Source organism: Empedobacter sp. UBA5924 (assembly GCF_002431085.1).
In the GTDB taxonomy this organism is placed as follows: domain Bacteria; phylum Bacteroidota; class Bacteroidia; order Flavobacteriales; family Weeksellaceae; genus Empedobacter; species Empedobacter falsenii_B.
In genome coordinates this window covers 10098-32079 of record NZ_DJDM01000018.1, presented here as the reverse complement: position 1 = coordinate 32079, position 21982 = coordinate 10098, and the positions used below count along the sequence as shown (strand labels likewise).

Genomic DNA, 21982 nt, shown 5'->3' with positions numbered 1-21982 from the left:
TAATCAAAATGCACAACAGGTTAAATTATATATTTTTATCAGAATAGTGATAGATTAATTTATCGACTCTTTTGTTTATCAGCTATAACAATTGTTTTTCTTCCACCAATGCCATTTTTATCATAATCGTATACTTTAGGGATTTCACTCAATAGAAAAAAACTGACTAACTATAAGGTTAAATTTTGTGTTTGATATATTTAATTATTCGGATATACTTACGATGGTCTTTCCTGAACCCTGACCACTTTGAGCGTAAAGATGAGCTTCAGCTACATGATCAAAATCAAATACTTTATTAATAAGTGGTTTTAATTTTGATTGTCCAACCCAAATAGTTAACTGATTCATTATTTCTTTTAATTTATCGATTCCTTGCAGATTATAATAAATCAATAGAGTAATCATATATACAAAATGAAGGTTTAATGCTTTTTGGTGTAAAATTGAAATATCAATCTTTTTATCTCTAGTAAGAGTAGAGACAATCGAACCATTTATCTTAGCAAGCGCAAAACTATTGAATAGATTCTCTCCTCCAACATTATCAAATACAACATCATATCCCTGCCCATTAGTATACTTATCAATAATCTGATTTATATGCTTTTTTTTATAATTAATGGTATAATCTGCTCCTAATTTACTTGCTAATTTTGCTTTGTTTACACTTGAAACCATTGCATGAACCTCTGTTTCACAAATTTTTGCTAGTTGTAACACAACATGGGATTTATAGCACTAGCTTTTACTTTGATTAGCACTTGATCTGGTAAAACCTGTGGTTTTAACACTTCTATTTGCTTAAAAACCTTGTGAGGATCTCCATATTAATCAATTTATAGATACTTTCATATTATACTAAATTATAGTAAGCTATTTTCCTGTTTATAGGTTTTCCAATCAAGATATCCTTCCATAGTTAATCCATAGTGCAATTCTCTTTTTGGTTCAGTTAAAGGCCAATTATTTTCTAAACGTTCAACTAAATCAGGATTAGAGATAAATGGTTCACCAAAACCTGCAATATCAATTACACCTTGATTGATTAATTTTTCTGATTTTTCTCGGTCCATTCCACCTGCCAAAATAATTATTCCATCATACCATGCTCTAAAACGCTCTAAAAACCCTTCTGGAATAGCAAAACTTCCTCTTGATTTTTGATCCATAATATGGATATAAGCAATTTTTCTTTTACTTAATTCTTGGGCTAAATACTCATAAGTTTCCTCTATCTCATCATAATGAGGTAATTCATGTAAACCTCCATAAGGAGTTAAACGAATACCAACTTTATCCGCGCCAATTGCTTCAATACTTGCATCGATTGCCTCTAGTAAAAAGCGACTTCTATTCTCAATGCTTCCACCGTATCTATCAGTTCTATTATTTACATATGGATTTAAAAACTGTTCGATAAGATATCCATTAGCTCCGTGAAGTTCAACACCATCAAAACCTGCTTCAATAGCATTTTTAGCTGCATTAGCAAAATCAAGAACTACTTGATAGACCTCTTTAGTTTCTAAAGCTCTTGGTTTAGAAGCTGTCACAAATCCTTCTTTTCCATTCTCGTCATATCCCCAAGCAGAAGAATTACTAGCCTGAATATTGGAAGGAGCTACTGGAGCCTGCCCATCTGGTTGATTAGAAACATTTGATATACGTCCAACATGCCATAGTTGAGTAAAGATTTTACTTCCTTTAGCATGAACTGTTTCAGTAACTAATTTCCAACCTTGTACTTGAGCAGGTGTATATAATCCAGGAATATGAAGTACACCAGAGGCAGTAGTTGAAATTGCAGTTCCCTCCGTTATAATCAAACCTGCTCCAGTGCGCTGACTATAGTACTCAGCATTATATTGTTTTGGTATTCCGTCCTTATTTCTAGCTCTTGTCATTGGAGCCATTGCGATACGGTTTTTTAATTCTAACGAACCAATTTTTGCTAGTTTAAAAATATTAATTTTCATCCTTCTATTTTTTTAAATTAATTGTACTCTATTTTTATTTGTTTTCATATAAATACTAAATATGATTATGCCTAATATAACCATACCAATAGCTACAATCTCAGCTGATGTATATCCATATCCTTTTTCTAGGGGAACACCTCCTAAATAAGCTCCTAAAGCATTTGCGATATTAAAGCAAGCTGGTCCTAAAGAAGCAACAAGTAATTCCGAATTACTCTTAACTGACTTTAATAACAATAAAGTTAAAGACGGGATTAAGGCAAAAGAGACAACACCTGTTATAAATGTCATCACTAAAGACAACCAAGTAATCTGAGCCGTAAAATAAATAGTTCCCATAGTTAAAATTTGTAAGAAAAGAACAATCATTACAATCTTAGATGCAGAGAATCGATCTGTGAGTTTTCCTCCAATTAAGTTACCAACGAACATGCCTAATCCCGCTAATACCATAATATAAGGCATATTTTGCTCTTGTACACCTGATACTTGTGTCATTAACGGAGCGATATAACTGATCCATGCAAATAATGCTCCTGGGGCTACAGAAAAAATTAAAATCATAAACCATACTTTACTATCTTTAAAGATTACAAAATCGCTCCATGGATTATTTTGGTTTTCTTGTTTTTTAATTTTTACCTCAGGCATCCATAGTTTTAAACTAACAAGAGTAAGAATTCCAATAATTACAATCAATAAAAAAGTATATCGCCAAGAAAAGTGATGTCCTATGTAGGTCCCTAAAGGCACCCCTAATAAATTCGCTAGCGTTAAACCTGAATACATAGTTGCTACAGCTTGAGCTTCTTTTCCTTTTCGAGCTAATTTACTTGCCACTACTGAACCAACACCAAAGAAAGCACCATGAGGTAAACCAGAAATAAATCTAGAAAGCATTAAAAATTCAAATGAAGGTGCTATAACTGACAAAGCGTTAAATATTGTGAATAACAACATCAAACCTAAAAGCATTTTTGTTGATGAATACTTTCTCATACCAACTATAAGTAAAGGAGCTCCTATAACAACTCCTAAGGCATAAGAAGTGATCAAATATCCAGCCTTGGGAATAGATACATCAAAATATTTTGCTACATCTGGTAACATTCCCATAATTGTAAATTCTGTTACCCCTATTGCCAATCCACCAAGAGCTAATGCTAATAAACTTTTATTCATTATTATAATTTTAATTATTGATACTGTAAATTTCTATCATTTTTTTTTATTTTAAAAATAATTTAAATTGTACCTTTGTATCATAATAATTATATAAATGAGAAAACAATATCATTTTCGTCGAATAAATCAGCAACTTTACGCTTGGGATGTGGATCGATTGATTCAGTTAACGCAAGAGCTTCAATCAGAAACAATTGCTTTAAAAGACATCAAAGAGTATAACGAAACTTATTGGTACAGCGATGAAGGTGATTCGCCTACTTGTCGATCAATTACCGAACATATAAAATTGATCCAAGAAGCTGATCTTGCTTATCCTATAATTATTTGTCCAGAAGGTAAATTGATGGATGGTATGCATGGTGTTGTAAAAGCGCATTTAGAAGGATGGACTTCTATACAAGCTTTTCGATTAGCGATGCTTCCAAAGCCTGATTATATTGATGTCGATCCAAATGATTTACCCTACGATTAAGTTTAAAAACAAAAAATTATGCATTGGAATTTAGAATGGTTGCGCACATTTAAAGCGATTTACGAAACAGGAACTTTATCGGCGGCGGCTCAAGAATTGTTCATCTCTCAACCTGGTGTCAGTCTGCATTTGAACTCATTGGAAGCCTATACGGGATCAAAATTATTTGATCGTTCGGCGCGTAAAATGGTTCCGACTGAAAAAGGAAAAATATTTTACAATTATATTATCGACCCACTAAAAAAACTCGAAAATGGAGAACAACATTTCCATAAACGTGCGCAAGATGAGCGGGTAACGATAAGTGTAGGAATGTGTTTTTCATCTTTTTTCTACTCTCCTTCATACTGGACAAAAATGGACAATAGCGGTCATTAATGGTATATACTAGCTGTCGCACCTTAAAACCTCAAAACCAATATATTACCCCACTAACTCACTGTTAAATAATATAAAAAAAATTAAGATTATGGCCGAAATAAAAATAGGAATACTTAGCGGATTCTCAGGAAAAGTAGGAACAGTGATTGGTGTCAACTGGCGTGAAAAGTATATTATCCGAATTCTACCAAAAGCACTTAAAAAGGAGCTTAATCTAACAGATAAACTTTAGAGATATTTTTTTATAACGTTAATTATTTTTCCAACTTTTGCTTAATAAGGGGCTATAATATATAAAATTGCTACTTATTACTATTTTTAATATAGACTATTTTTGATCATAATTCTTCTTACTTTAATCGTGGAACAATTACTCTATCAATTGTTTTATTATCATTATAAGAAGGATTAATATATCATGAAGCTTTAGAACTTTCTATATTTATTCCAACTTTAGAAGAAAATACTTGAAATTTTGCAATAAGAAAAAGTAATCATTTTTTATAGTTTTTTTTCTATGATATAAAATATTACTTTTCTATAAAAATATACCTATGATAAATAAAGATAAAAATATTAATATCCAAAAATGGATTGATGATTATACATTGGACCTATTAAAAAAAACTAACTATTTAATATCTAGCAAAGAAGATGCAGAAGATTTAGTACAAGATGTTTTTATTTCAGCTTTTGAAAATTATGAAAAATTTCAATGGAATAGCTCTGTAAAAACTTGGTTAATTAGTATTTTGAAAAATAAAATTTCTGATTTTTACAGAAAAAAATATAATAATAAAAATGAGATCACTTTAGATTATTTTTTTGATGAAAATGGTAATTGGATTGATAAAAATATATTAAATGATTGGACAGAAAATGAAAATAATATTAGAGAAAACTATTTAGAAAATTGTTTAGAAAAATTACCTAATAAATGGTTAATTCCTATAAAACTATACTATTTAAAACAAAAAAAAACAGAACTTGTTTGTCAGGAAATAGGAATTACATCGACTAATTTATGGAAGATTCTTCAAAGAGCTAGATTACAATTAAGAGAGTGCATTGAATCTAATTTATCTAATTAAAAATTAACTTATGTGGAATAAAATTATTCATTGGGTTATTATGCCTTGTAATGAAATAACATTTGAAATAGAGAAAAAAAATGCAAAAAAAATCTCATTAATTCAAAATTTGAGATTGAATTTACATATTTATAGTTGTAAATGGTGCGCTTCTTACTACAAAAAAGTAAAGCTAATAGATAATCTTTTGAATAAACAAAATTCAAAAGAAAAATTAATTAATGTAGATGCTCTAAAATCTAAAATAAAGTCCAAAATAGAAACTCATTGTAAACATGAATAAATACATTACGAATGTTTATCATCAAAAAATAAAGTGTATAAATAATATTTTCTTTTTAAACTGCTATTTTTAAGACTAAAATTTTTATTAAATAATTTCCAAAGTATAGTCTAAAGTTAATTTTTATTTTAATTATAATACATCACATATTTAATGAAATTTAAGATAAATTCATAAAACAATAAAAAAAACTCAAACCATTTTAAATGATACATTTACAATGGTTTTTTTTTGTAAAAATTATAGAAAGATTAATATCTAACAAAAAAAAATAGATTTTTTTTGTCAGGTTTTAATTATTTATACGACTACTATTATAAAAGATCGTATATACAATAAAAATTATTAAAAAATGGAAACAAAAAATTTAGTTCATACTCATAAAGATAATTTGAATATTAATTCACCCTTTATAAATCTTTACAAAATAGGATATTACTTACCTCTATTTGGAACAGTATTACTTTTAGTGTGGATAGGCATTTTTAAGTTTACACCAACAGAGGCTCAAGCTATAAAGTCTCTTGTAGAAAATCACCCATTATCGTTTTGGATTTATAAAATATTTAGTGATCAAACTGTATCTAATATAGTTGGAGTACTTGAATTACTTGTAGCATTATTAGTTGTTTTAACTTTAAAATATCAATCATTAAAAAAATATGCGGGAATAGCTATTCTTATTATTTTCGGAACAACTCTTAGTTATCTTTTTACAACTCCCGGGATTTGGAAATTTGTTGATGGAGTTCCTGTAACAGATTTTTTCATTTTAAAAGATATAGCTTACTTCGGCTTTGGTTTCACTCTTTTAGCTCAATCTTTAAATAAAAAATCATGAAAAAATTATTCATCATAAGCTCATTAATTATTACAGGAATAATACTAACAAGTATAAGTTGTAAAACTCATAAAAATAATTTAGTTAAATCGAATAAACATCAGAAAATGAATAACACATCAGAAAATGAAATATATTTTGCAGGAGGATGTTTTTGGGGAACAGAACATTTTTTTAAACAGGTCAGAGGGGTTACAAATACAGTTGTAGGTTATGCTAATGGAACTATAGAAAAGCCTTCTTATAAAGAAGTGATCACAGGTAAAACTGGTTTTGCTGAAACTGTCAAGGTAACTTATAATCCTGATATAGTTGATCTAGGATTATTAATTGATTTGTATTTTAAGACAATAGATCCTACGAGTCTAGACAAACAAGGAAATGACTTAGGGACACAATATAGAACAGGAATTTATTATACAAACCCAACTGACTCTAAATTAATCGATCAGAAGTTAAAAGATTTAGAAAAAAATTATAATCAAAAAATTGTAGTAGAAAATATGCCTTTACATAATTTTTATGATGCAGAAAATTATCATCAAGATTATTTAAATAAAAATCCAAAAGGATATTGCCATATATCACCAAGTTTATTTGATGATGCTCGTAAGGCAAATCCTATTCAAGAAAAAGAATATATCAAAGAAAGCCAAAGTGAACTTAAAAAACATTTAACTTCTTTGCAATACGATGTTACACAAAATGGTGCAACAGAAAAACCTTTTTCAAATGAATATAATTCTGAATTTAGAGAAGGAATTTATGTAGACATAACAACTGGTGAACCTCTTTTTGTGTCAACGGATAAATTTGAATCAGGTTGTGGCTGGCCAAGTTTCTCAAAACCAATCAGTAAAAATCTTATTGAAGAAATAAATGATAATTCTTTTGGAATGAAAAGAACTGAAGTAAGAAGTAAAACTGGTAATGCTCATTTAGGTCATGTTTTTGATGATGGCCCAAAAGATAAAGGAGGATTGAGATATTGTATTAATAGTGCATCATTAAAGTTTATATCAAAAGAAGAAATGAAAGCTAAAGGATATGAAAAATATTTATCCTTAATAAAATAAAAACTAATAAAATTCTATTTCTAAATATTATAAAAGGTATTACTTAATGTTTACAGATTGTAATTTTTAATAAAACATTTGTTAATGTTTTACAAAATTATATTGTGTAAAATATAATTTTGTAACTTTGTTATGTAATTTAATATTGATCAACTATGAAAGATACGCTAGAACTAGATAATCAATTTTGTTTTCCCATATATGCGCTTTCAAAAAAGATAATCAACATGTACCGTTTGTATTTAGATCCACTTGATATTACCTATCCACAGTATTTAGTGCTTATGGTTTTATGGAAAGAAGAACAGCAAACAGTAGGGCAATTAGGTGAAAAACTTTTCTTAGACAGCGGTACACTAACACCCTTACTAAAAAGAATGGAGCAAAAAGAAATGGTTGTTAGAAGTAGAAATATTGAAGATGAGCGCATTGTAGTAATTTCTTTGACCAAAAAAGGAAGTGCTTTGAAAGAGAAAGCCAAAGATATTCCTGAAAAATTGTTAGAATCAATGGCGATATCTGTAGATGAGCTTAAACAATTAAAAAAAATAGCAAATAAAATTTTAAACAAACAACAATGAAAAAATTATATGAAACTCAGGCTACAGCTACGGGAGGTAGAAGTGGACAAGTAAAAAGTGAAAACGGTGTTTTAGATATGCAAGTACGTACTCCAAAAGCATTAGGAGGTGCAAATGATGACTTTTTAAACCCTGAAATGCTATTTGCAGCAGGATATTCTGCCTGTTTTGATAGCGCTTTGAATTTGGTGATCAAACAGCAAAAAATAAAAACAGGAGAAACGAGCGTTACAGCAAAAGTAGCTATCGGACAATTAGAAAGCGGAGGTTATGGTCTTGCAGCTGAGATACATGCTAATATACCAGGTGTTTCAATGGAAGAAGCTCAAAAGCTTATTGAAACAGCACATAAAGTATGTCCTTATTCTAATGCAACTCGTGGAAATATTGAAGTTAAATTAAATGTTTCTGTAGGTTAATACAATAGATATGGAAATTATAGCAAGTACTTTAACCATAGTTGTTGCAATTGAACATTGTTACATTCTTTGGATGGAAATGTTTGCTTGGGAAACAGCAGGTAAAAAAACATTTAAATCTTTACCAAAAGATTTGTTTACTCCTACGAAAGGACTAGCTGCTAATCAAGGATTATATAACGGTTTTTTGATTGCAGGACTTATTTGGTCTTTTCTTATAGAAAATCATGAATGGAGTTGTAATATTCGTCTATTCTTTTTAGGATGTATTACTGTTGCAGGTATTTTTGGAGGTATAACCTCTGGTAAAAAAATATTTTTTTTACAAGGTATTCCTGCTTTAATTGCTATGTTGTTTGTGTTTTTAACGAAATAATTAAAAAAATGTCATTAATAGAAGATTTAAATTGGAGACATGCAGTAAAAGCATACAATCCATCGCAAAAAGTTAGTCAAGATAAAATTGATAAAATTGTAGAAGCTGCTAGACTAGCACCTACTTCATCTGGATTACAACCTTTTAAAGTATTAGTTGTAGAGAACCAAGATTTAAAAAATCAATTGGTAAAAGGAGCTCTTAATCCTGAATGTATGAGAGATTGTTCACATGTAATTATTTTTGCTGCTTGGGACAACTATACAGCAGAAAGAATTGATAAAGTATATGATTTTACTACAGATGAAAGAGGATTGCCAAGAGGTCGTTTCGGAAGTTATACAGATAAAATAAAAGGTATTTACTTGAATACATCAGCAGAGGAAAATTTTGCACATACTGCTCGTCAAACTTATATTGCATTAGGGCTTGCATTAGCACAAGCTGCTGAGTTAAAAGTTGATACTACTCCTGTAGAAGGTTTTGATAACGCTATTGTAGATAAAGTTTTAAAATTAGACGAGTTAGGTCTTAAAAGTGTATCTTTAATCTATGTTGGTGTTGCCGATCCTGAATTAGACTGGATTGGATCTATGAAAAAAGTTAGACTACCAAACGAAGAATTTATTGTTGAATTTAAATAATTAAAATTATGAAAATATTATTTGTTGTTACTTCTCATGATGAATTGGGAAATACAGGACATAAAACAGGATTTTGGGTAGAAGAATTTGCTGCTCCTTACTACAAATTTGTAGATGCTGGACACGAAGTTACTATTGCTACACCTAAAGGAGGACAAGCTCCTATAGATCCTAATAGCGAAACAGAAGCTGCACAAACAGAAGCTACAGAGCGTTACAATAAAGACGAAAATGTTCAAGCTTTAATTGCAAATACACATGTATTAGCTAATGAAAAAGCTGAGGATTACGATGCTATTTTCTATCCAGGAGGTCATGGACCACTATGGGATTTAGCAAATGATGTGCATTCTCAACAATTGATTTTAGATTTCTATAATGCTGGTAAGCCAGTTGGTGCTGTTTGTCATGCTCCAGGAGTTTTCAAGAATGTTACTTTAAGTAATGGAGAACCTTTTGTAAAAGGAAAAAATGTAACTGGTTTTTCTAATTCTGAAGAAGATGCGGTACAATTAACAGATGTTGTTCCATTCTTAGTTCAGGCTGAATTAGAAAAATTAGGAGGTCATTACTCTAAAACTGAAGACTGGGGAGTGCATGTTGTAGAAGACGGTTTATTAATTACAGGTCAAAATCCTGCATCTTCGGAAAAAGTTGCTGAGAAAATGATTACTTACTTACAAAGTAATTTATAAAAATTTTTATTTAATATAAATATTGATTCGTATTTGCGTTAGGGATTGTAGAGAAAATCCTTTCCTGATTAGAAAAGATTGCAACGGAAATCCCGACCAAAGGGAACGCCCAAATTTTATATTTTATATTTTATATTTTATATAAAAGAATTCAATCAACTGTGAAAGTGATGATGATGATGAATTGATTGAATTTCAAGAGCCTATTTTAATACTTATCAAATAATTTATTTCAAATTATTTGATACTTAATTTTAAGTAGGCTCTTATTTATAGCAATAAACTGTAAAAATCACTGCCGTTTCAAATAAAAATCCATTTATTTTCCTTCATTAATTCCTTACTTTGTTAAACAAAAACTTCTATTGTTTTTTAAATAAAACAAATCCTTCATTTATGTTGAATATTTGAAGAGAAAAAGTATAGAATGAGATGAGTTTCTTTCATTACTTTTTTGAATTTATTAAATATGTTTCCATTTATGTTATTTCTATGTTATAATTACACATAAAGTAGAGAGTTTAATTATTATTGTGTACCTTTTAAAAAAATAAGTATGACAACTGGAAGAATTAATGATGAATTGGATAATTTAATATATTATATTAATGAATATCAAAAATCTCAATTTGCTTTAAGTAAAGCTATAAATAAAACTCAAATAGATGATGCTAATTATACTGTAGAACTTAACTTATTAGCAATAGAAGCGGTTTTTAATTTGAATCATGAATTAAAAGAAATTCTATTGCTTAATGAGAAAAATAAAAAAGAATGTATAGAAGGTTCTTTTTTATCTAAAAATTTTATAAACGATGTGAGAAATTATATTCAAAATGTAAAAAATTACGCTTAAAAGCTATTCAGAATTTTATATTATGATATTTCAAATGGGTTTGACTGTATTACAGTTGAACCTTTTTTCAAATATAATTAAGAGTTGATTTAAAAATAACCCCAAATTATCAATTGGGTGTGTCCATATAGTAATGAACTTAAGAAAAATTATCTTTTTATATAAAAAATCACTCATTAACATTTCCAATCTTCTTCTATATATTTAAGAAATTTTAACATAAAACATCTAGCTAATAATTGTTTACCATCAGAAAAAACTAATAAATAATATGATTTCTAAGGTATTATTATAGTGAATAAATAAATTAAAAAAATTGATATTAATACAAATCCCTGCATAATATTAGTTTTCCCTGTTGCTAAAGAAATAGTAATAATAAATAATGACAATCCTAGTAAAATAGTTGATTTAGTATCAATACCTAAACTCATTCTTATCCCTGTAACTACAGATGTTATTGCAATTACAGGAATGCTAAGCCCAATGCTTGCTAAGGCAGAACCAAAAGCCAAATTTAAAGATGTTTGAATTTGATTATTTCTTGCTGCTCGAAAAGCTGCTAAACATTCCGGAAGAAGTACAATTCCTGCTATTATTACTCCTACTAGAGATTTTGGAGCACCTGCCCATTTTACAATATGTTCTACATCTTTTGACAGTAACTTTGCCAATAACACAACAATACCAAGACACAATATCAAAAATAAAATACTTATGTACATTTCCTTGCGTGATGGTTTTATTGGAAGTTTATGTAACTCATTATTTTTAGATAATTTATTCTCTGGAGATATAAAATAACTACGATGACGAATAGTCTGCATCATTGTAAAACCAAAGTATAAGCCTAAACTAATAATAGATACAAAAACTAATTGCATAGATGTATACTCACCTCCATTATGACTAATCGTATAATTAGGTAGAATAAGTACAAAAATGATAATAGAAGTAAGAGTAATTAATGCTGTACTTACACCCTGAAGCGTAAAATTCTGTACTTTAAATTTTATAGAGCCTATAATGATACATCCTCCTATAATTCCAGTAATAATAATCATTACAGCTGCATAAACTGTATCTCTAGCAAGCGTAATAGTTTCTAATCCTTTTGCTCCTAACATAATTGATATAATCAAAGCGACTTCAATTATAGTAATAGCGAATGCTAAGAGAAGTGTACCAAATGGCTCTCCTACCCTATAAGCAATGACTTCTGAATGGTGTACAGCTGCAAGTACACTTCCTATGAGCAAGAAAGATAAAATAAAAGAATAAAATGCTCCAGAAAAATAGTTGTGTCCAAAATAAGTTAACCATCCAAATATTGGAATAAGGATAGTCCATACTAAAAGATATATTTTTTTCTTCATAGAAGATAATAGTGTTTTTTGTAGTAATTAGGAATTAAAAATGAGTGTCCTGTTCTATATTATATACATAGAGTATAAGAAACTTTCATTTAAAAATGCTGAATCTAACTAAACTTCAATAGTTTTAGACATCTAAATTTGGACATTAAAATCAAAGTGGTAATTGAATAGAAGTCTAGAAAGACTAGAAAAAATACTGAATAATCTTTGAAAAAAAATTGAAAAATAAGAGTTCTTGAATTTTCTTATATGTAAATAAAATATTCTCAAATATAGTGATAATCTATAAAGCCATCATTAGAAATGAAAGATTATTTTATATGATACAATTTAAAATCAGGATTATTATAAATTATTTTTTACAATTAACTATGATATATTTTATACAAATAATTAGTGGGTATATTAAAAGCACCGATTTAAAATAGGAACACATCTTCATATAATTTCTACAGCTTTTTTAGTTGTTATAATTATTTACATCATTATCTTTATAAATAATAAGAGTAATAATAAATTTTCAACATCGAATTGAATAATTTTTGATTTCATAAATTATAATCATATTAATTTATTATTCCTAAAAATCTATAAAATGAAATATGTTCTGAAGTATATCAAGTCAGTCAATCTATTATTCTCGGTAAAGTTTCAAGCCATTATCAACTAACATCCTTAGCTAATTCATATCATATAAATGTATTCGAATGGATTTTTCCTATAAAATTAGTCTAACAAAAAAATGTAAAGCAGTAACAGACTTTTATTTTAAAAAATGTTTTTTTTGTCAAATTGTTATTTATCCAACTATTTACTTTACATTTGTAGCGATATCAGAGATAAGATATTAATTAGTTACAAACTAAATTTTTTAGACATACCATTTTTAATTTTTTGGCAGCAAGCCTTTTACTTCTTAAAACATTGTATTTTTTTACTTTTACTTTATACTTTTCAATATATTCAATTTCAAATTGATTTTTAATCTCAAGTATTTCACGTTAATTATCACGCGTTAAGTTGATTAATTTATTGAGAATAATAAACGATTTCTTTTTTTAGAATAGAAATAGTTCCTTTATGTATAATTATAGAAATTTTTTATTATTCTCTTTTTTAAAAAAAATATTATGCAAGAAGGTACAGTTAAGTTTTTTAACGATACAAAAGGTTTTGGTTTCATTACAATTAAAGAAACAGGAAATGAAATTTTCGTTCATACATCAAATTTAATTGATGATATTAGAGAAAATGATAAAGTTTCGTTTAAAGTAGAACAAGGGCAAAAAGGTCTTATGGCTACTAACGTTAGACGCATGTAATTAAACTTTAATAATAATATAGTAACGTAAACATATAATTGTTTTTAAACTACAATATTATTTAAAACATTATACAAGGCTGATTCTATAAAGGAATTCAGCCTTTTTTCATTCAAAACACCAACTGTTTATTGTTATGCTGTGCTAGAATTATAAAATGTATTATAAACTTTTAATTGTTTTTTAATTTGTTCCTATTTCATTTTTGTAAGCGCCTGCGAATTTCTCAATACAAACACATATTGAAAATAATCTGTTGTAAATCTACCTTTTTGAGGAACTATATTTTCTCCAAAAATTCTAGATTTTACATTGATTAAATACTTCGAATTGTTGTAAGGCGAATTTTGTGAATTTAACTTAAAAAGTGTTATTGTATTTGGCTTGCTTAATTCTTTTAGATCATTTATTCCTTTTACCAATTGTAAAGGACCGTCTGCATTTATCCAATCTATTTTTTCATTTTCTGGAGTAGGAAACTGAGGATTTTTTGGCATATACATTTCACTATCTATAGTATAACTAACAAAACTTGTTGTTTTAATATTTGATTTTTTTAATTCAGAAGCGAATGTTCCTCTCCCATTTTCAGTTGCATTTTGCAAAACGTGATAATAACCAAAAAGACCATAAAATTTTTCATTTTCAAGTTTCAATTTTTTGATTGTATTCTTAAAATTATTTGCCATTGCTAAATCTCTGGACTCTTTTGAGTTATCGTCAAAATTTTTGTCAATCCCAATTACTTTTATTTTTAATGAATCTGCTATTTTTTGATTATAGTCATATATTTCATTCCATTTATCAAATAATTCTTGACTAGACTGTTGTGGTATTCTTTTCTTTATTGCTAATACTACTTCTTTTAATATTTGCCTATCTTTCAAACTATCCTCTAAAAAAATATTTATTTTTTTTGCTGTTATGCTATCCATTTCTGCTATGTAGTATCTCACACCTAACTTTCTATTTAAGAAAAAAAGTAGCTCTTTATCTAATTTTTGATTATCTGCATATCCATGAATTTCGCCTAGCAGAAAAACCTTTGATTTATAAAAATCATTATCAAATAGTTTTTCATCAATTGAATCTGTAACGTCAGTTTTATTTTGAGCTAAATATGACAAATTACTCTCATTTTTTGATTCTAAAAACAATTTATTACTTATAAAAAAGTAAATAAATACAAGTATAAAAATGCTTAAAATTGATATGAATATAAACTTAATGATATTTAAAAATTTTTTCATTGTGATTTGATGTTAATTATTTTGATTCAAAAATATTAGCGATCTTTATAATGTTCAAAAATAAAATGATGAGTTGATGTTTTTTTATGATGAACTGTATAATTTTATTCGAATCAAGTAAAGTTAAAATTTATAATATCTCACAATTTTTAAAATTATAATGGGATTAACTTAAAAGATAAAAAATAATAAATTAAATAATTTTATAAAAGCTCTCTACCATGGATAAAATTAACTACGAATTTATTAAAGATATTATTGAATTAGAAAAATGTTCTGATCACAATGAAAGTCCAAAGTTTATTGAAACAAAAGATGGATTTAGAATTATTGCTTGTTGTGATGATTTTACAACTAGAATGATAGAAAAATCAACCATTTTAATTACTGAACAATCTCTCAAAAATGTATTGAGTATTATGAAAAAGTATTTAAATAAGTAAGAATACTCGAAAAATATAAATTACTAAATTTTCATTTTACTGAACTATTCAATATTTAGAAAAACCAATATTAATATAAGCGAACAATTTACTGTTTTCATTTTATCAATTAACTAAGTATAATATATTTTTTTTGAAAATAATATTGACATCTGTATTTCTCTTTTCTTCTTTTCTATTGTGATAATTTAAAACTACTCTCATTGAACAAAACAATATTTGCCTCAGAAAGTAATGCTTTGTTCTTTATTAAGTAATTTTTCAAATTTTTAGGTGTATCAATAAGTTCGAGGCAAACTGGGTTCTTGTTTGATGGAATTTCTGAAATATTAAAACTAATACTATCATTGTGCAAGTAACCTGCTTTAGCTATAAAGATTGCTGCTTGGTTAATGTTCATTTCTTTTGCTCTTTTCAAAAGTAATTGACCTAAATTATTATTCCAAAGTCTTTCCCAAAAAGACTGTCCTTTGGCTTGCTGTCCATAACTAAAATATATTCTCACTATATTTATATTATGTAATTCTGAGTTCATGTAATTGTTTTTAGAGTTCATTTAATCGTTTACCTTTTTGATTTAAAAATCTCTTATACTTTGGTTCACCAATCATTTGTTTATTATAAATACTGTTGTTACCAGAAATCAAATATGCAACAACACACGCAATAGCAGCATATACTCCACAATCAACACCAAAAAGTTCAAGTGCCATAATACTACAAGCTAACGGCGTATTTGTTGCTCCTGCAAAAACTGCAACAAACCCCATTCCTGCTAAAAGTCCAATCGGTAATGGGATAAAAATACTTATTGCACTCCCCAAAGTAGCTCCAATAAAAAACAAAGGTGTTACCTCTCCTCCTTTAAAACCTGCTGAGAGTGTTAAAATGGTAAAAATCATTTTCAATAGAAAGTCATACGCTGGCAATTGCTCTTCAAAAGATTCAACAATTGTTGGTACGCCCAAACCAATATATTTTGTGGTACCAATTATCCAAACTGCAAGAGCTACGATTGTACCTCCTACTAAAGGACGAAAAGGTGGAAAACTTATTTTTGATTTAAAAATAGCACTTGTCTTATGCATAGATTTACTAAATGTTGCTGCACATATACCAAAAATAACACCTGCTATAATGGTAAAAAAAATGTTGAGAAATGAAATTTCAGGAACAAAATCGATATGATAATGTGTATGCTCAGTATGCCAAAGTTTGGTAACTAAATCAGCTATAATTGCGGACAAAAATGCAGGAAAAATAGCATCGTATTTTAATCGTCCTATTAAAAAAACTTCTAAACCAAAAATGGCTCCTGCTAATGGTGTGCCAAACACTGAACCAAAACCAGCTGAAATGGCTGAAATAATTAAAATTTTTCGCTCATATTCTATCAATCGAAATGGTTTACTAAATTGATCTGCAATTGCTCCTGCCATTTGTAATGCAGTTCCTTCTCTACCTGCTGAACCTCCAAACATATGGGTAACAAGTGTTCCTATAAATACAAACGGAGCCATCCTAAAAGGAATTATTTCCTTTGGATTATGTATTGTATCAATAAGTAAATTATTTCCAGCTTCAATGTTTTTACCAAAATAGTAATAAAGTAAACCAATAGAGAAACCACCAATCGGTAAAAATATAATTAACCATAAATGATTTTCACGATAATTTGTAACCCAATTTAATGATTGAAGAAAACCTGCCGAAGCACTACCTACACACAGTCCTATAAGAGAACATAAAAATGCCCATTTTAAAATATAAGGAATTGCAGGAAATTGTCTAAACAACAGATGTAACTGTAAATTTATTTTTTTGCTAAAAGATTTTGTTTGTTTTAATTGCATAACTACCTGATTAAAATGTTTAGATCATTTTATTTAATCAGGCGTCATCAGCTTTTTATAAAGCGGTTGGGTAAGGAAGAACACCATTTCCTTTTTATCTACTGCAAAATTAATATTTTTTAAAAAAAATCTATTAATTTAATCATGATTTTTTTCTCTGTAATCTTATATTTTCATTTTAGTTATAGTCGAATTCATTAATAAAACAACTTCTGTTTCAAATAAAAACCTATTTATTTTCCTTCACTTCACCTCTATTTTGTTCGACAATCCTTCGACACTTGTTCGACCGTTGTTCGACAAAACACCCCTTTTTCCGAACCGTTGTCGAAGGACACTCGAAGGACACTCGAACAAACCCTATTTCTAGTTTTATCATTTTTGCCACAAACCCGTTCTAATAAAGGAAAGTTGTGTTTTCTGTCTTTTTTCATTTCTCCTCCATACCGGACAAAAATGGACAATAGCGGTCATTAATGGTCTATACTAGACATGGTGTCTTGCAAACTTCAAAACCAATGCATTATTCCACTAACTTGCTGCTACATAACATAAAAAATTAAGAGTATGGCCGAAATTAAAAAAGGAATCCTTGGCGGATTCTCAGGAAAAGTAGGAACAGTGATTGGTGTTAACTGGCGTGGAAAGGATATTATCCGAAGTCTACCAAAAGCATCAAAAAAAGCACCTACAGAGGAGCAGTTAATCCAACGGGTAAAGTTTAGGAAAACTATTGATTTTTTACAACCATTGCGTTCTATCCAAAACAGGTATTTTGGGAATAAAGCAGGTAAACAATCTCGTTTTAACAATGCTACTTCCTATACCCTAACCAATGCTGTAGAAATGGTGCTAGACTTACCTGTTATTATCGTAGCACGTGTTCTCATTACCAAAGGCGAGTTATTAGATTTTCAGCTTCCAGAGCTTGATGCCACAACAGCTGGTACATTTAGTTTTAGTTGGGAAGATAACTCAGGGCAAGGAAATGCGAAAGAAACGGATCTTGTAAACGTGGTTTGCTATTGTGAGGAACTGAATAGTTTCTACATCTCCGAAGAAATTGCGACACGTGATACCCTTTTAGCAAGCGTTAATTTACCTACTCCCTACCAAAACAAAGAAGTTGATGTGTGGATCTACCTCAACACAGAGAAAAGAACACAAGCTAGTACCAGTACCTATTTAGGGAAACACGAGGTGTTATAACAAGCGTATGATCTCAGTTCTATCTACTGTTTGTTTAGTCATTACCGAGAATAAGGTTTTAGAAATAGAATTTTATTCTTGGTATTTTTTTGTTTTAATGAAATGTGGGAATTGTATTATGTTTTATGTACAATGTATTAGGTATTTGAAAAAGAATTAAAAAAACGGCATTAAAACTCACGCGTTAAGAAAATGTTTGAATGAAACGTAAAAAAGGTTTTAGCCCGTAGGGTTTTTAAAATCTTTTAGTGAAATGAGAACATTTTTAGTCGAGAGGTTTACAGCCAAGAGTTTTTTGATTACTTTTTTGCTCTCAAAAAAGTGATAGAAAGATTATTCTCGTTTTTCAAAACTATATTTCATTGATTTTTTATTCATGAGTTATTATTGTTTTCAAATGAATTCATATGCCCTACGGGGAACCTTGATGAAAAAACATTTGATATTAAGAATTTGAAATTAAAAGGAGAAGCTCCAGTGGAGCTTAGGTACATACGTTCATTTTTGTCTTGACACAAAAACGAACCAAAAACATCAAGTCTATGCTTACAAGTCGGTCAATAACGACTACTCGCTAAATGCTTTAAATCATTCACATATAAAATGTAAACAGTAAATCATTTTAACACTCGCTACGTCGAATTGACACTCGACTATTCAGCAATGACGGTTTTTGAAATTCATTGTTAAAATGAATTTGATTTAGAAAAGAAGTAATGGAAAGATTCTGCACTTAGAGTACCTCAGTGACCATTTTAAATTCTTACTTTCATTTTTTGCTCATCCAAAAAACGAAACAAAAAAAGATGCCGACAGTAGACTCTCAATGATTCAACTAACTAAATTATTTCCATAAAGTTGGCAACTCGTTTCACTCAAACACTCCAACTTTTATATTCTAATAATTTAGAGTTGAATTACATTTCGATTCTAAATCGTCGGATTTTAAATTCCTATTCATTAACAATAAATCAACGTAAAATATTAAAGGTCAATAAATAAACATTCTTAAATAAGGACGGTTTTTAATTCATTGAAAAGTGAATTTGAATATTGAAAAAGAATTAAGAGAACGGCATTAAAACTCACACGTTAAGAAAATGATTGAATGAAACGTAAAAAAGGTTTTAGCCCGTAGGGTTTTTAAAATCTTTAGTGGAATGAGAACATTTTTAGTAGAGAGGTTTACGGCCTTGACTTTTTGGTTACTTTTTAGTCAAGTAAAAAGTGACATAAAAAAAAAGAAATTCGAATAATTAAAACAGAAAATCAATAAAAAAAATTAACACCCCCTCCCTATCCCTACTTCCTCTTATGATTTGTTTTATTTAATTAAAATACGTATCTTGCTGAAATTAAGTCAATTAATACGTATGCAAAACACTTACTTTTTTACACAAAAAGAGAAGGATAGCAACGAGTTAAAACTTCTTTTAGTAGAATTAATTACGAATATACAACCCACGGACAAAGATCACGGATTCTACGACAGTGCAGATGTGCAAAGGCTACTTAACGTTAGTGACAAAACGTTGTATCGCATGAGGAAAAACAAGACGATTCCTTGTTTTAAGCTCGGTAAAAAGTACTTTTACCCAAAACATTTCTTTAACAAAAAAGCTCTTGGATAAGAGCTTTTTTAGTAATTTTACGTAAGTAGTTACAACGACTGGGTTCATTACGAGGATAACAAACAGGTTGTGAGTTCCTTTTACTTTTAGTAATTTTACGTAAGTAGTTACAACAGAAGTACACCAATCACGCTCTGAAATTGGGTTGTGAATTGATTTCAAATCTTGGTATATTTATCAAAGTAATTACAACTGTTAAACAACGAATTGATGATGCTTTAGTGTTGTGAGTTCCTTTCAATTTGGTATATTTATCAAAGTAATTACAACTGCAATTTGATGCAATTGACATCTGTCTGTGTTGTGAGTTCCTTTCAATTTGGTATATTTATCAAAGTAATTACAACCAATCGCTTCACCACTTAACCCCGATTTGCGTTGTGAGTTCCTTTCAATTTGGTATATTTATCAAAGTAATTACAACACAGAATATTAGTAATTATGAAAGTAGTATGTTGTGAGTTCCTTTCAATTTGGTATATTTATCAAAGTAATTACAACAAACTATTGACTACAACGTTCTAAAAGGTTGTTGTGAGTTCCTTTCAATTTGGTATATTTATCAAAGTAATTACAACTTACCACAGCTATTCGATGAAGTTCATTTAGTTGTGAGTTCCTTTCAATTTGGTATATTTATCAAAGTAATTACAACAAGGCTATTGAATTAAATTTAACAAGGTATGTTGTGAGTTCCTTTCAATTTGGTATATTTATCAAAGTAATTACAACAAGTCCTAAATATCCTCAATACTTAATTGAGTTGTGAGTTCCTTTCAATTTGGTATATTTATCAAAGTAATTACAACTCGTCAGAATAACAATTCGGGTGCCAACCTGTTGTGAGTTCCTTTCAATTTGGTATATTTATCAAAGTAATTACAACCGATTTGTATAATAATACCGATAAGGTATAGTTGTGAGTTCCTTTCAATTTGGTATATTTATCAAAGTAATTACAACTACGATTGCAGTCTTTGTATCATTAGATAAGTTGTGAGTTCCTTTCAATTTGGTATATTTATCAAAGTAATTACAACATAATACTTTAGAACACGCACTAGGTCGCAGTTGTGAGTTCCTTTCAATTTGGTATATTTATCAAAGTAATTACAACAAGTAAGTAATAAAAAGCGGTCGTAATTCTGTTGTGAGTTCCTTTCAATTTGGTATATTTATCAAAGTAATTACAACATGCCATGTTTTTAAGTTATATGATTAATAGTTGTGAGTTCCTTTCAATTTGGTATATTTATCAAAGTAATTACAACTTGTCCTTTATAATAAGTATTATCACCTTCGTTGTGAGTTCCTTTCAATTTGGTATATTTATCAAAGTAATTACAACATTAAATCTAACTTGCGTAAATCTGATTCGGTTGTGAGTTCCTTTCAATTTGGTATATTTATCAAAGTAATTACAACAGTTTATCCATAAATCCACTATCACCATTAGTTGTGAGTTCCTTTCAATTTGGTATATTTATCAAAGTAATTACAACAAATATCTTAATTTTTTAATGATAGAAGCCGTTGTGAGTTCCTTTCAATTTGGTATATTTATCAAAGTAATTACAACCTTGGTAGCTCCTGGCAAGGTGAATTCTTGGTTGTGAGTTCCTTTCAATTTGGTATATTTATCAAAGTAATTACAACCAACCTAATCATTTAGCAGTAATTCCTTACGTTGTGAGTTCCTTTCAATTTGGTATATTTATCAAAGTAATTACAACTTTAGACGGTATTAAACTCGAACGAGGCAAGTTGTGAGTTCCTTTCAATTTGGTATATTTATCAAAGTAATTACAACCAATTCCATTTATATTCAACTCTTCATTTAGTTGTGAGTTCCTTTCAATTTGGTATATTTATCAAAGTAATTACAACAGATAATGTTTTTCTTGATTTAATCAGAGTGTTGTGAGTTCCTTTCAATTTGGTATATTTATCAAAGTAATTACAACAAACGCATTTGACGATTGGCATCGACGCGCGTTGTGAGTTCCTTTCAAT

General features: G+C 28.8%; 22 protein-coding genes, 1 pseudogene, 1 CRISPR repeat array and 1 riboswitch. Of the genes and pseudogenes, 16 read left to right on the top strand and 7 right to left on the bottom strand.

The window, feature by feature from the left end; translation table 11 throughout:
- Positions 1–204 precede the first annotated feature (204 nt).
- The 3 genes from B3792_RS04995 to B3792_RS04985 all read right to left on the bottom strand — a co-directional run bounded on the left by B3792_RS04995 (position 205) and on the right by B3792_RS04985 (position 3164).
- Positions 205–723, bottom strand: a complete 519-nt coding sequence (locus B3792_RS04995) for a zinc-binding dehydrogenase (RefSeq protein WP_286496246.1) — start codon at positions 721–723, stop codon at positions 205–207.
- 143 nt (positions 724–866) lie between these two features.
- Entirely contained in the window at positions 867–1979 is a 1113-nt protein-coding gene (locus B3792_RS04990; RefSeq protein ID WP_291069026.1) for an alkene reductase, read from the bottom strand.
- Between the two features lie 12 nt (positions 1980–1991).
- Positions 1992–3164, bottom strand: a complete 1173-nt coding sequence (locus tag B3792_RS04985; RefSeq protein ID WP_291069024.1) for an MFS transporter — start codon at positions 3162–3164, stop codon at positions 1992–1994.
- A gap of 97 nt (positions 3165–3261) precedes the next feature.
- On the opposite strand from B3792_RS04985, the gene B3792_RS04980 reads away from it, so the two are divergent.
- The 12 genes and pseudogenes from B3792_RS04980 (at position 3262) to B3792_RS04925 (ending at position 10885) form a co-directional block, all read left to right on the top strand.
- A complete protein-coding gene (locus B3792_RS04980) occupies positions 3262–3642 on the top strand; it encodes a hypothetical protein (RefSeq protein ID WP_125350406.1) in 381 nt (126 codons plus the stop codon).
- An 18-nt stretch (positions 3643–3660) separates the two neighbouring features.
- Positions 3661–3981 (top strand): annotated as a pseudogene (locus tag B3792_RS04975) (LysR family transcriptional regulator); the annotation flags it as partial.
- A 130-nt stretch (positions 3982–4111) separates the two neighbouring features.
- Positions 4112–4255, top strand: coding sequence for a hypothetical protein (locus B3792_RS04970; protein ID WP_185144204.1), 144 nt, complete (start codon positions 4112–4114; stop codon positions 4253–4255).
- A gap of 322 nt (positions 4256–4577) precedes the next feature.
- The gene (locus B3792_RS04965; protein WP_038337322.1) at positions 4578–5114 is read left to right on the top strand and encodes a sigma-70 family RNA polymerase sigma factor; all 537 of its coding nucleotides are present in this window, start codon (positions 4578–4580) and stop codon (positions 5112–5114) included.
- A 635-nt stretch (positions 5115–5749) separates the two neighbouring features.
- Positions 5750–6238: a DUF417 family protein gene (locus B3792_RS04960; protein ID WP_115000182.1), complete on the top strand. Its 489-nt coding sequence runs from the start codon at positions 5750–5752 to the stop codon at positions 6236–6238.
- Positions 6235–7314: a peptide-methionine (R)-S-oxide reductase MsrB gene (msrB, locus tag B3792_RS04955; RefSeq protein WP_115000181.1), complete on the top strand. Its 1080-nt coding sequence runs from the start codon at positions 6235–6237 to the stop codon at positions 7312–7314. The genes B3792_RS04960 and msrB overlap by 4 nt, the downstream gene beginning before the upstream one ends.
- 155 nt (positions 7315–7469) lie before the next feature.
- Positions 7470–7895 carry a MarR family winged helix-turn-helix transcriptional regulator gene (locus B3792_RS04950; protein ID WP_038330686.1) on the top strand — a complete coding sequence of 142 codons (426 nt, stop codon included), beginning with the start codon at positions 7470–7472 and terminating at the stop codon, positions 7893–7895.
- A complete protein-coding gene (locus tag B3792_RS04945) occupies positions 7892–8314 on the top strand; it encodes an organic hydroperoxide resistance protein (protein ID WP_180906578.1) in 423 nt (140 codons plus the stop codon). The genes B3792_RS04950 and B3792_RS04945 overlap by 4 nt, the downstream gene beginning before the upstream one ends.
- A 10-nt stretch (positions 8315–8324) precedes the next feature.
- Positions 8325–8690: a DUF1304 domain-containing protein gene (locus B3792_RS04940; protein WP_291069021.1), complete on the top strand. Its 366-nt coding sequence runs from the start codon at positions 8325–8327 to the stop codon at positions 8688–8690.
- 8 nt (positions 8691–8698) lie between these two features.
- Positions 8699–9334 carry a nitroreductase family protein gene (locus tag B3792_RS04935; protein ID WP_291069020.1) on the top strand — a complete coding sequence of 212 codons (636 nt, stop codon included), beginning with the start codon at positions 8699–8701 and terminating at the stop codon, positions 9332–9334.
- A gap of 8 nt (positions 9335–9342) precedes the next feature.
- Positions 9343–10029: a type 1 glutamine amidotransferase domain-containing protein gene (locus B3792_RS04930; protein ID WP_291069018.1), complete on the top strand. Its 687-nt coding sequence runs from the start codon at positions 9343–9345 to the stop codon at positions 10027–10029.
- A 556-nt stretch (positions 10030–10585) separates the two neighbouring features.
- Complete coding sequence (locus tag B3792_RS04925) at positions 10586–10885, top strand: hypothetical protein (protein ID WP_221856567.1); 300 nt, start codon at positions 10586–10588, stop codon at positions 10883–10885.
- Between the two features lie 278 nt (positions 10886–11163).
- On the opposite strand, the gene B3792_RS04920 is transcribed toward B3792_RS04925, so the two are convergent.
- Positions 11164–12261 carry a calcium:proton antiporter gene (locus B3792_RS04920; RefSeq protein WP_221856569.1) on the bottom strand — a complete coding sequence of 366 codons (1098 nt, stop codon included), beginning with the start codon at positions 12259–12261 and terminating at the stop codon, positions 11164–11166.
- Positions 12262–13391: 1130 nt separating this feature from the next.
- Here B3792_RS04920 and B3792_RS04915 point away from each other — a divergent pair.
- On the top strand, positions 13392–13583 hold the full coding sequence (locus tag B3792_RS04915) for a cold-shock protein (RefSeq protein ID WP_135837047.1): 192 nt from the start codon (positions 13392–13394) through the stop codon (positions 13581–13583).
- A 194-nt stretch (positions 13584–13777) separates the two neighbouring features.
- Here the strand turns inward: B3792_RS04915 and B3792_RS04910 are convergent, their stop codons facing one another.
- Positions 13778–14833, bottom strand: coding sequence for a hypothetical protein (locus B3792_RS04910; RefSeq protein ID WP_291069015.1), 1056 nt, complete (start codon positions 14831–14833; stop codon positions 13778–13780).
- A gap of 221 nt (positions 14834–15054) precedes the next feature.
- Here B3792_RS04910 and B3792_RS04905 point away from each other — a divergent pair, with 221 nt between their 5' ends.
- Entirely contained in the window at positions 15055–15276 is a 222-nt protein-coding gene (locus tag B3792_RS04905) for a hypothetical protein (RefSeq protein WP_291069013.1), read from the top strand.
- Between the two features lie 175 nt (positions 15277–15451).
- Here the strand turns inward: B3792_RS04905 and B3792_RS04900 are convergent, their stop codons facing one another.
- The gene (locus tag B3792_RS04900) at positions 15452–15811 is read right to left on the bottom strand and encodes a DUF190 domain-containing protein (RefSeq protein ID WP_291069011.1); all 360 of its coding nucleotides are present in this window, start codon (positions 15809–15811) and stop codon (positions 15452–15454) included.
- Between the two features lie 10 nt (positions 15812–15821).
- Positions 15822–17129: a voltage-gated chloride channel family protein gene (locus tag B3792_RS04895; protein ID WP_291058623.1), complete on the bottom strand. Its 1308-nt coding sequence runs from the start codon at positions 17127–17129 to the stop codon at positions 15822–15824.
- A 31-nt stretch (positions 17130–17160) separates the two neighbouring features.
- Positions 17161–17229, bottom strand: a riboswitch (Fluoride riboswitch).
- A 467-nt stretch (positions 17230–17696) separates the two neighbouring features.
- Between B3792_RS04895 and B3792_RS04890 the strand changes: the two genes are divergently transcribed.
- Positions 17697–18338, top strand: coding sequence for a DUF6266 family protein (locus B3792_RS04890; protein ID WP_180906566.1), 642 nt, complete (start codon positions 17697–17699; stop codon positions 18336–18338).
- A gap of 1373 nt (positions 18339–19711) precedes the next feature.
- Positions 19712–19969, top strand: a complete 258-nt coding sequence (locus tag B3792_RS04885) for a helix-turn-helix domain-containing protein (RefSeq protein WP_038330760.1) — start codon at positions 19712–19714, stop codon at positions 19967–19969.
- A gap of 223 nt (positions 19970–20192) precedes the next feature.
- Positions 20193–21933: direct repeats of the CRISPR family, unit length 47 nt; unit sequence GTTGTGAGTTCCTTTCAATTTGGTATATTTATCAAAGTAATTACAAC.
- Positions 21934–21982 lie beyond the last annotated feature (49 nt).

Bases quoted from the DNA above. Each gene is read 5' to 3' on its own strand.
- B3792_RS04915 (WP_135837047.1), top strand. From the start codon at position 13,392: ATGCAAGAAGGTACAGTTAAGTTTTTTAACGATACAAAAGGTTTTGGT.
- B3792_RS04930 (WP_291069018.1), top strand. From the start codon at position 9,343: ATGAAAATATTATTTGTTGTTACTTCTCATGATGAATTGGGAAATACA.
- B3792_RS04945 (WP_180906578.1), top strand. From the start codon at position 7,892: ATGAAAAAATTATATGAAACTCAGGCTACAGCTACGGGAGGTAGAAGT.
- B3792_RS04965 (WP_038337322.1), top strand. From the start codon at position 4,578: ATGATAAATAAAGATAAAAATATTAATATCCAAAAATGGATTGATGAT.
- B3792_RS04890 (WP_180906566.1), top strand. From the start codon at position 17,697: ATGGCCGAAATTAAAAAAGGAATCCTTGGCGGATTCTCAGGAAAAGTA.
- B3792_RS04935 (WP_291069020.1), top strand. From the start codon at position 8,699: ATGTCATTAATAGAAGATTTAAATTGGAGACATGCAGTAAAAGCATAC.
- B3792_RS04990 (WP_291069026.1), bottom strand. From the start codon at position 1,979: ATGAAAATTAATATTTTTAAACTAGCAAAAATTGGTTCGTTAGAATTA.
- B3792_RS04950 (WP_038330686.1), top strand. From the start codon at position 7,470: ATGAAAGATACGCTAGAACTAGATAATCAATTTTGTTTTCCCATATAT.
- B3792_RS04910 (WP_291069015.1), bottom strand. From the start codon at position 14,833: ATGAAAAAATTTTTAAATATCATTAAGTTTATATTCATATCAATTTTA.
- B3792_RS04960 (WP_115000182.1), top strand. From the start codon at position 5,750: ATGGAAACAAAAAATTTAGTTCATACTCATAAAGATAATTTGAATATT.
- B3792_RS04900 (WP_291069011.1), bottom strand. From the start codon at position 15,811: ATGAACTCAGAATTACATAATATAAATATAGTGAGAATATATTTTAGT.
- B3792_RS04940 (WP_291069021.1), top strand. From the start codon at position 8,325: ATGGAAATTATAGCAAGTACTTTAACCATAGTTGTTGCAATTGAACAT.
- B3792_RS04920 (WP_221856569.1), bottom strand. From the start codon at position 12,261: ATGAAGAAAAAAATATATCTTTTAGTATGGACTATCCTTATTCCAATA.
- B3792_RS04980 (WP_125350406.1), top strand. From the start codon at position 3,262: ATGAGAAAACAATATCATTTTCGTCGAATAAATCAGCAACTTTACGCT.
- B3792_RS04895 (WP_291058623.1), bottom strand. From the start codon at position 17,129: ATGCAATTAAAACAAACAAAATCTTTTAGCAAAAAAATAAATTTACAG.
- B3792_RS04885 (WP_038330760.1), top strand. From the start codon at position 19,712: ATGCAAAACACTTACTTTTTTACACAAAAAGAGAAGGATAGCAACGAG.
- B3792_RS04985 (WP_291069024.1), bottom strand. From the start codon at position 3,164: ATGAATAAAAGTTTATTAGCATTAGCTCTTGGTGGATTGGCAATAGGG.
- B3792_RS04905 (WP_291069013.1), top strand. From the start codon at position 15,055: ATGGATAAAATTAACTACGAATTTATTAAAGATATTATTGAATTAGAA.
- B3792_RS04925 (WP_221856567.1), top strand. From the start codon at position 10,586: ATGACAACTGGAAGAATTAATGATGAATTGGATAATTTAATATATTAT.
- B3792_RS04970 (WP_185144204.1), top strand. From the start codon at position 4,112: ATGGCCGAAATAAAAATAGGAATACTTAGCGGATTCTCAGGAAAAGTA.
- msrB (WP_115000181.1), top strand. From the start codon at position 6,235: ATGAAAAAATTATTCATCATAAGCTCATTAATTATTACAGGAATAATA.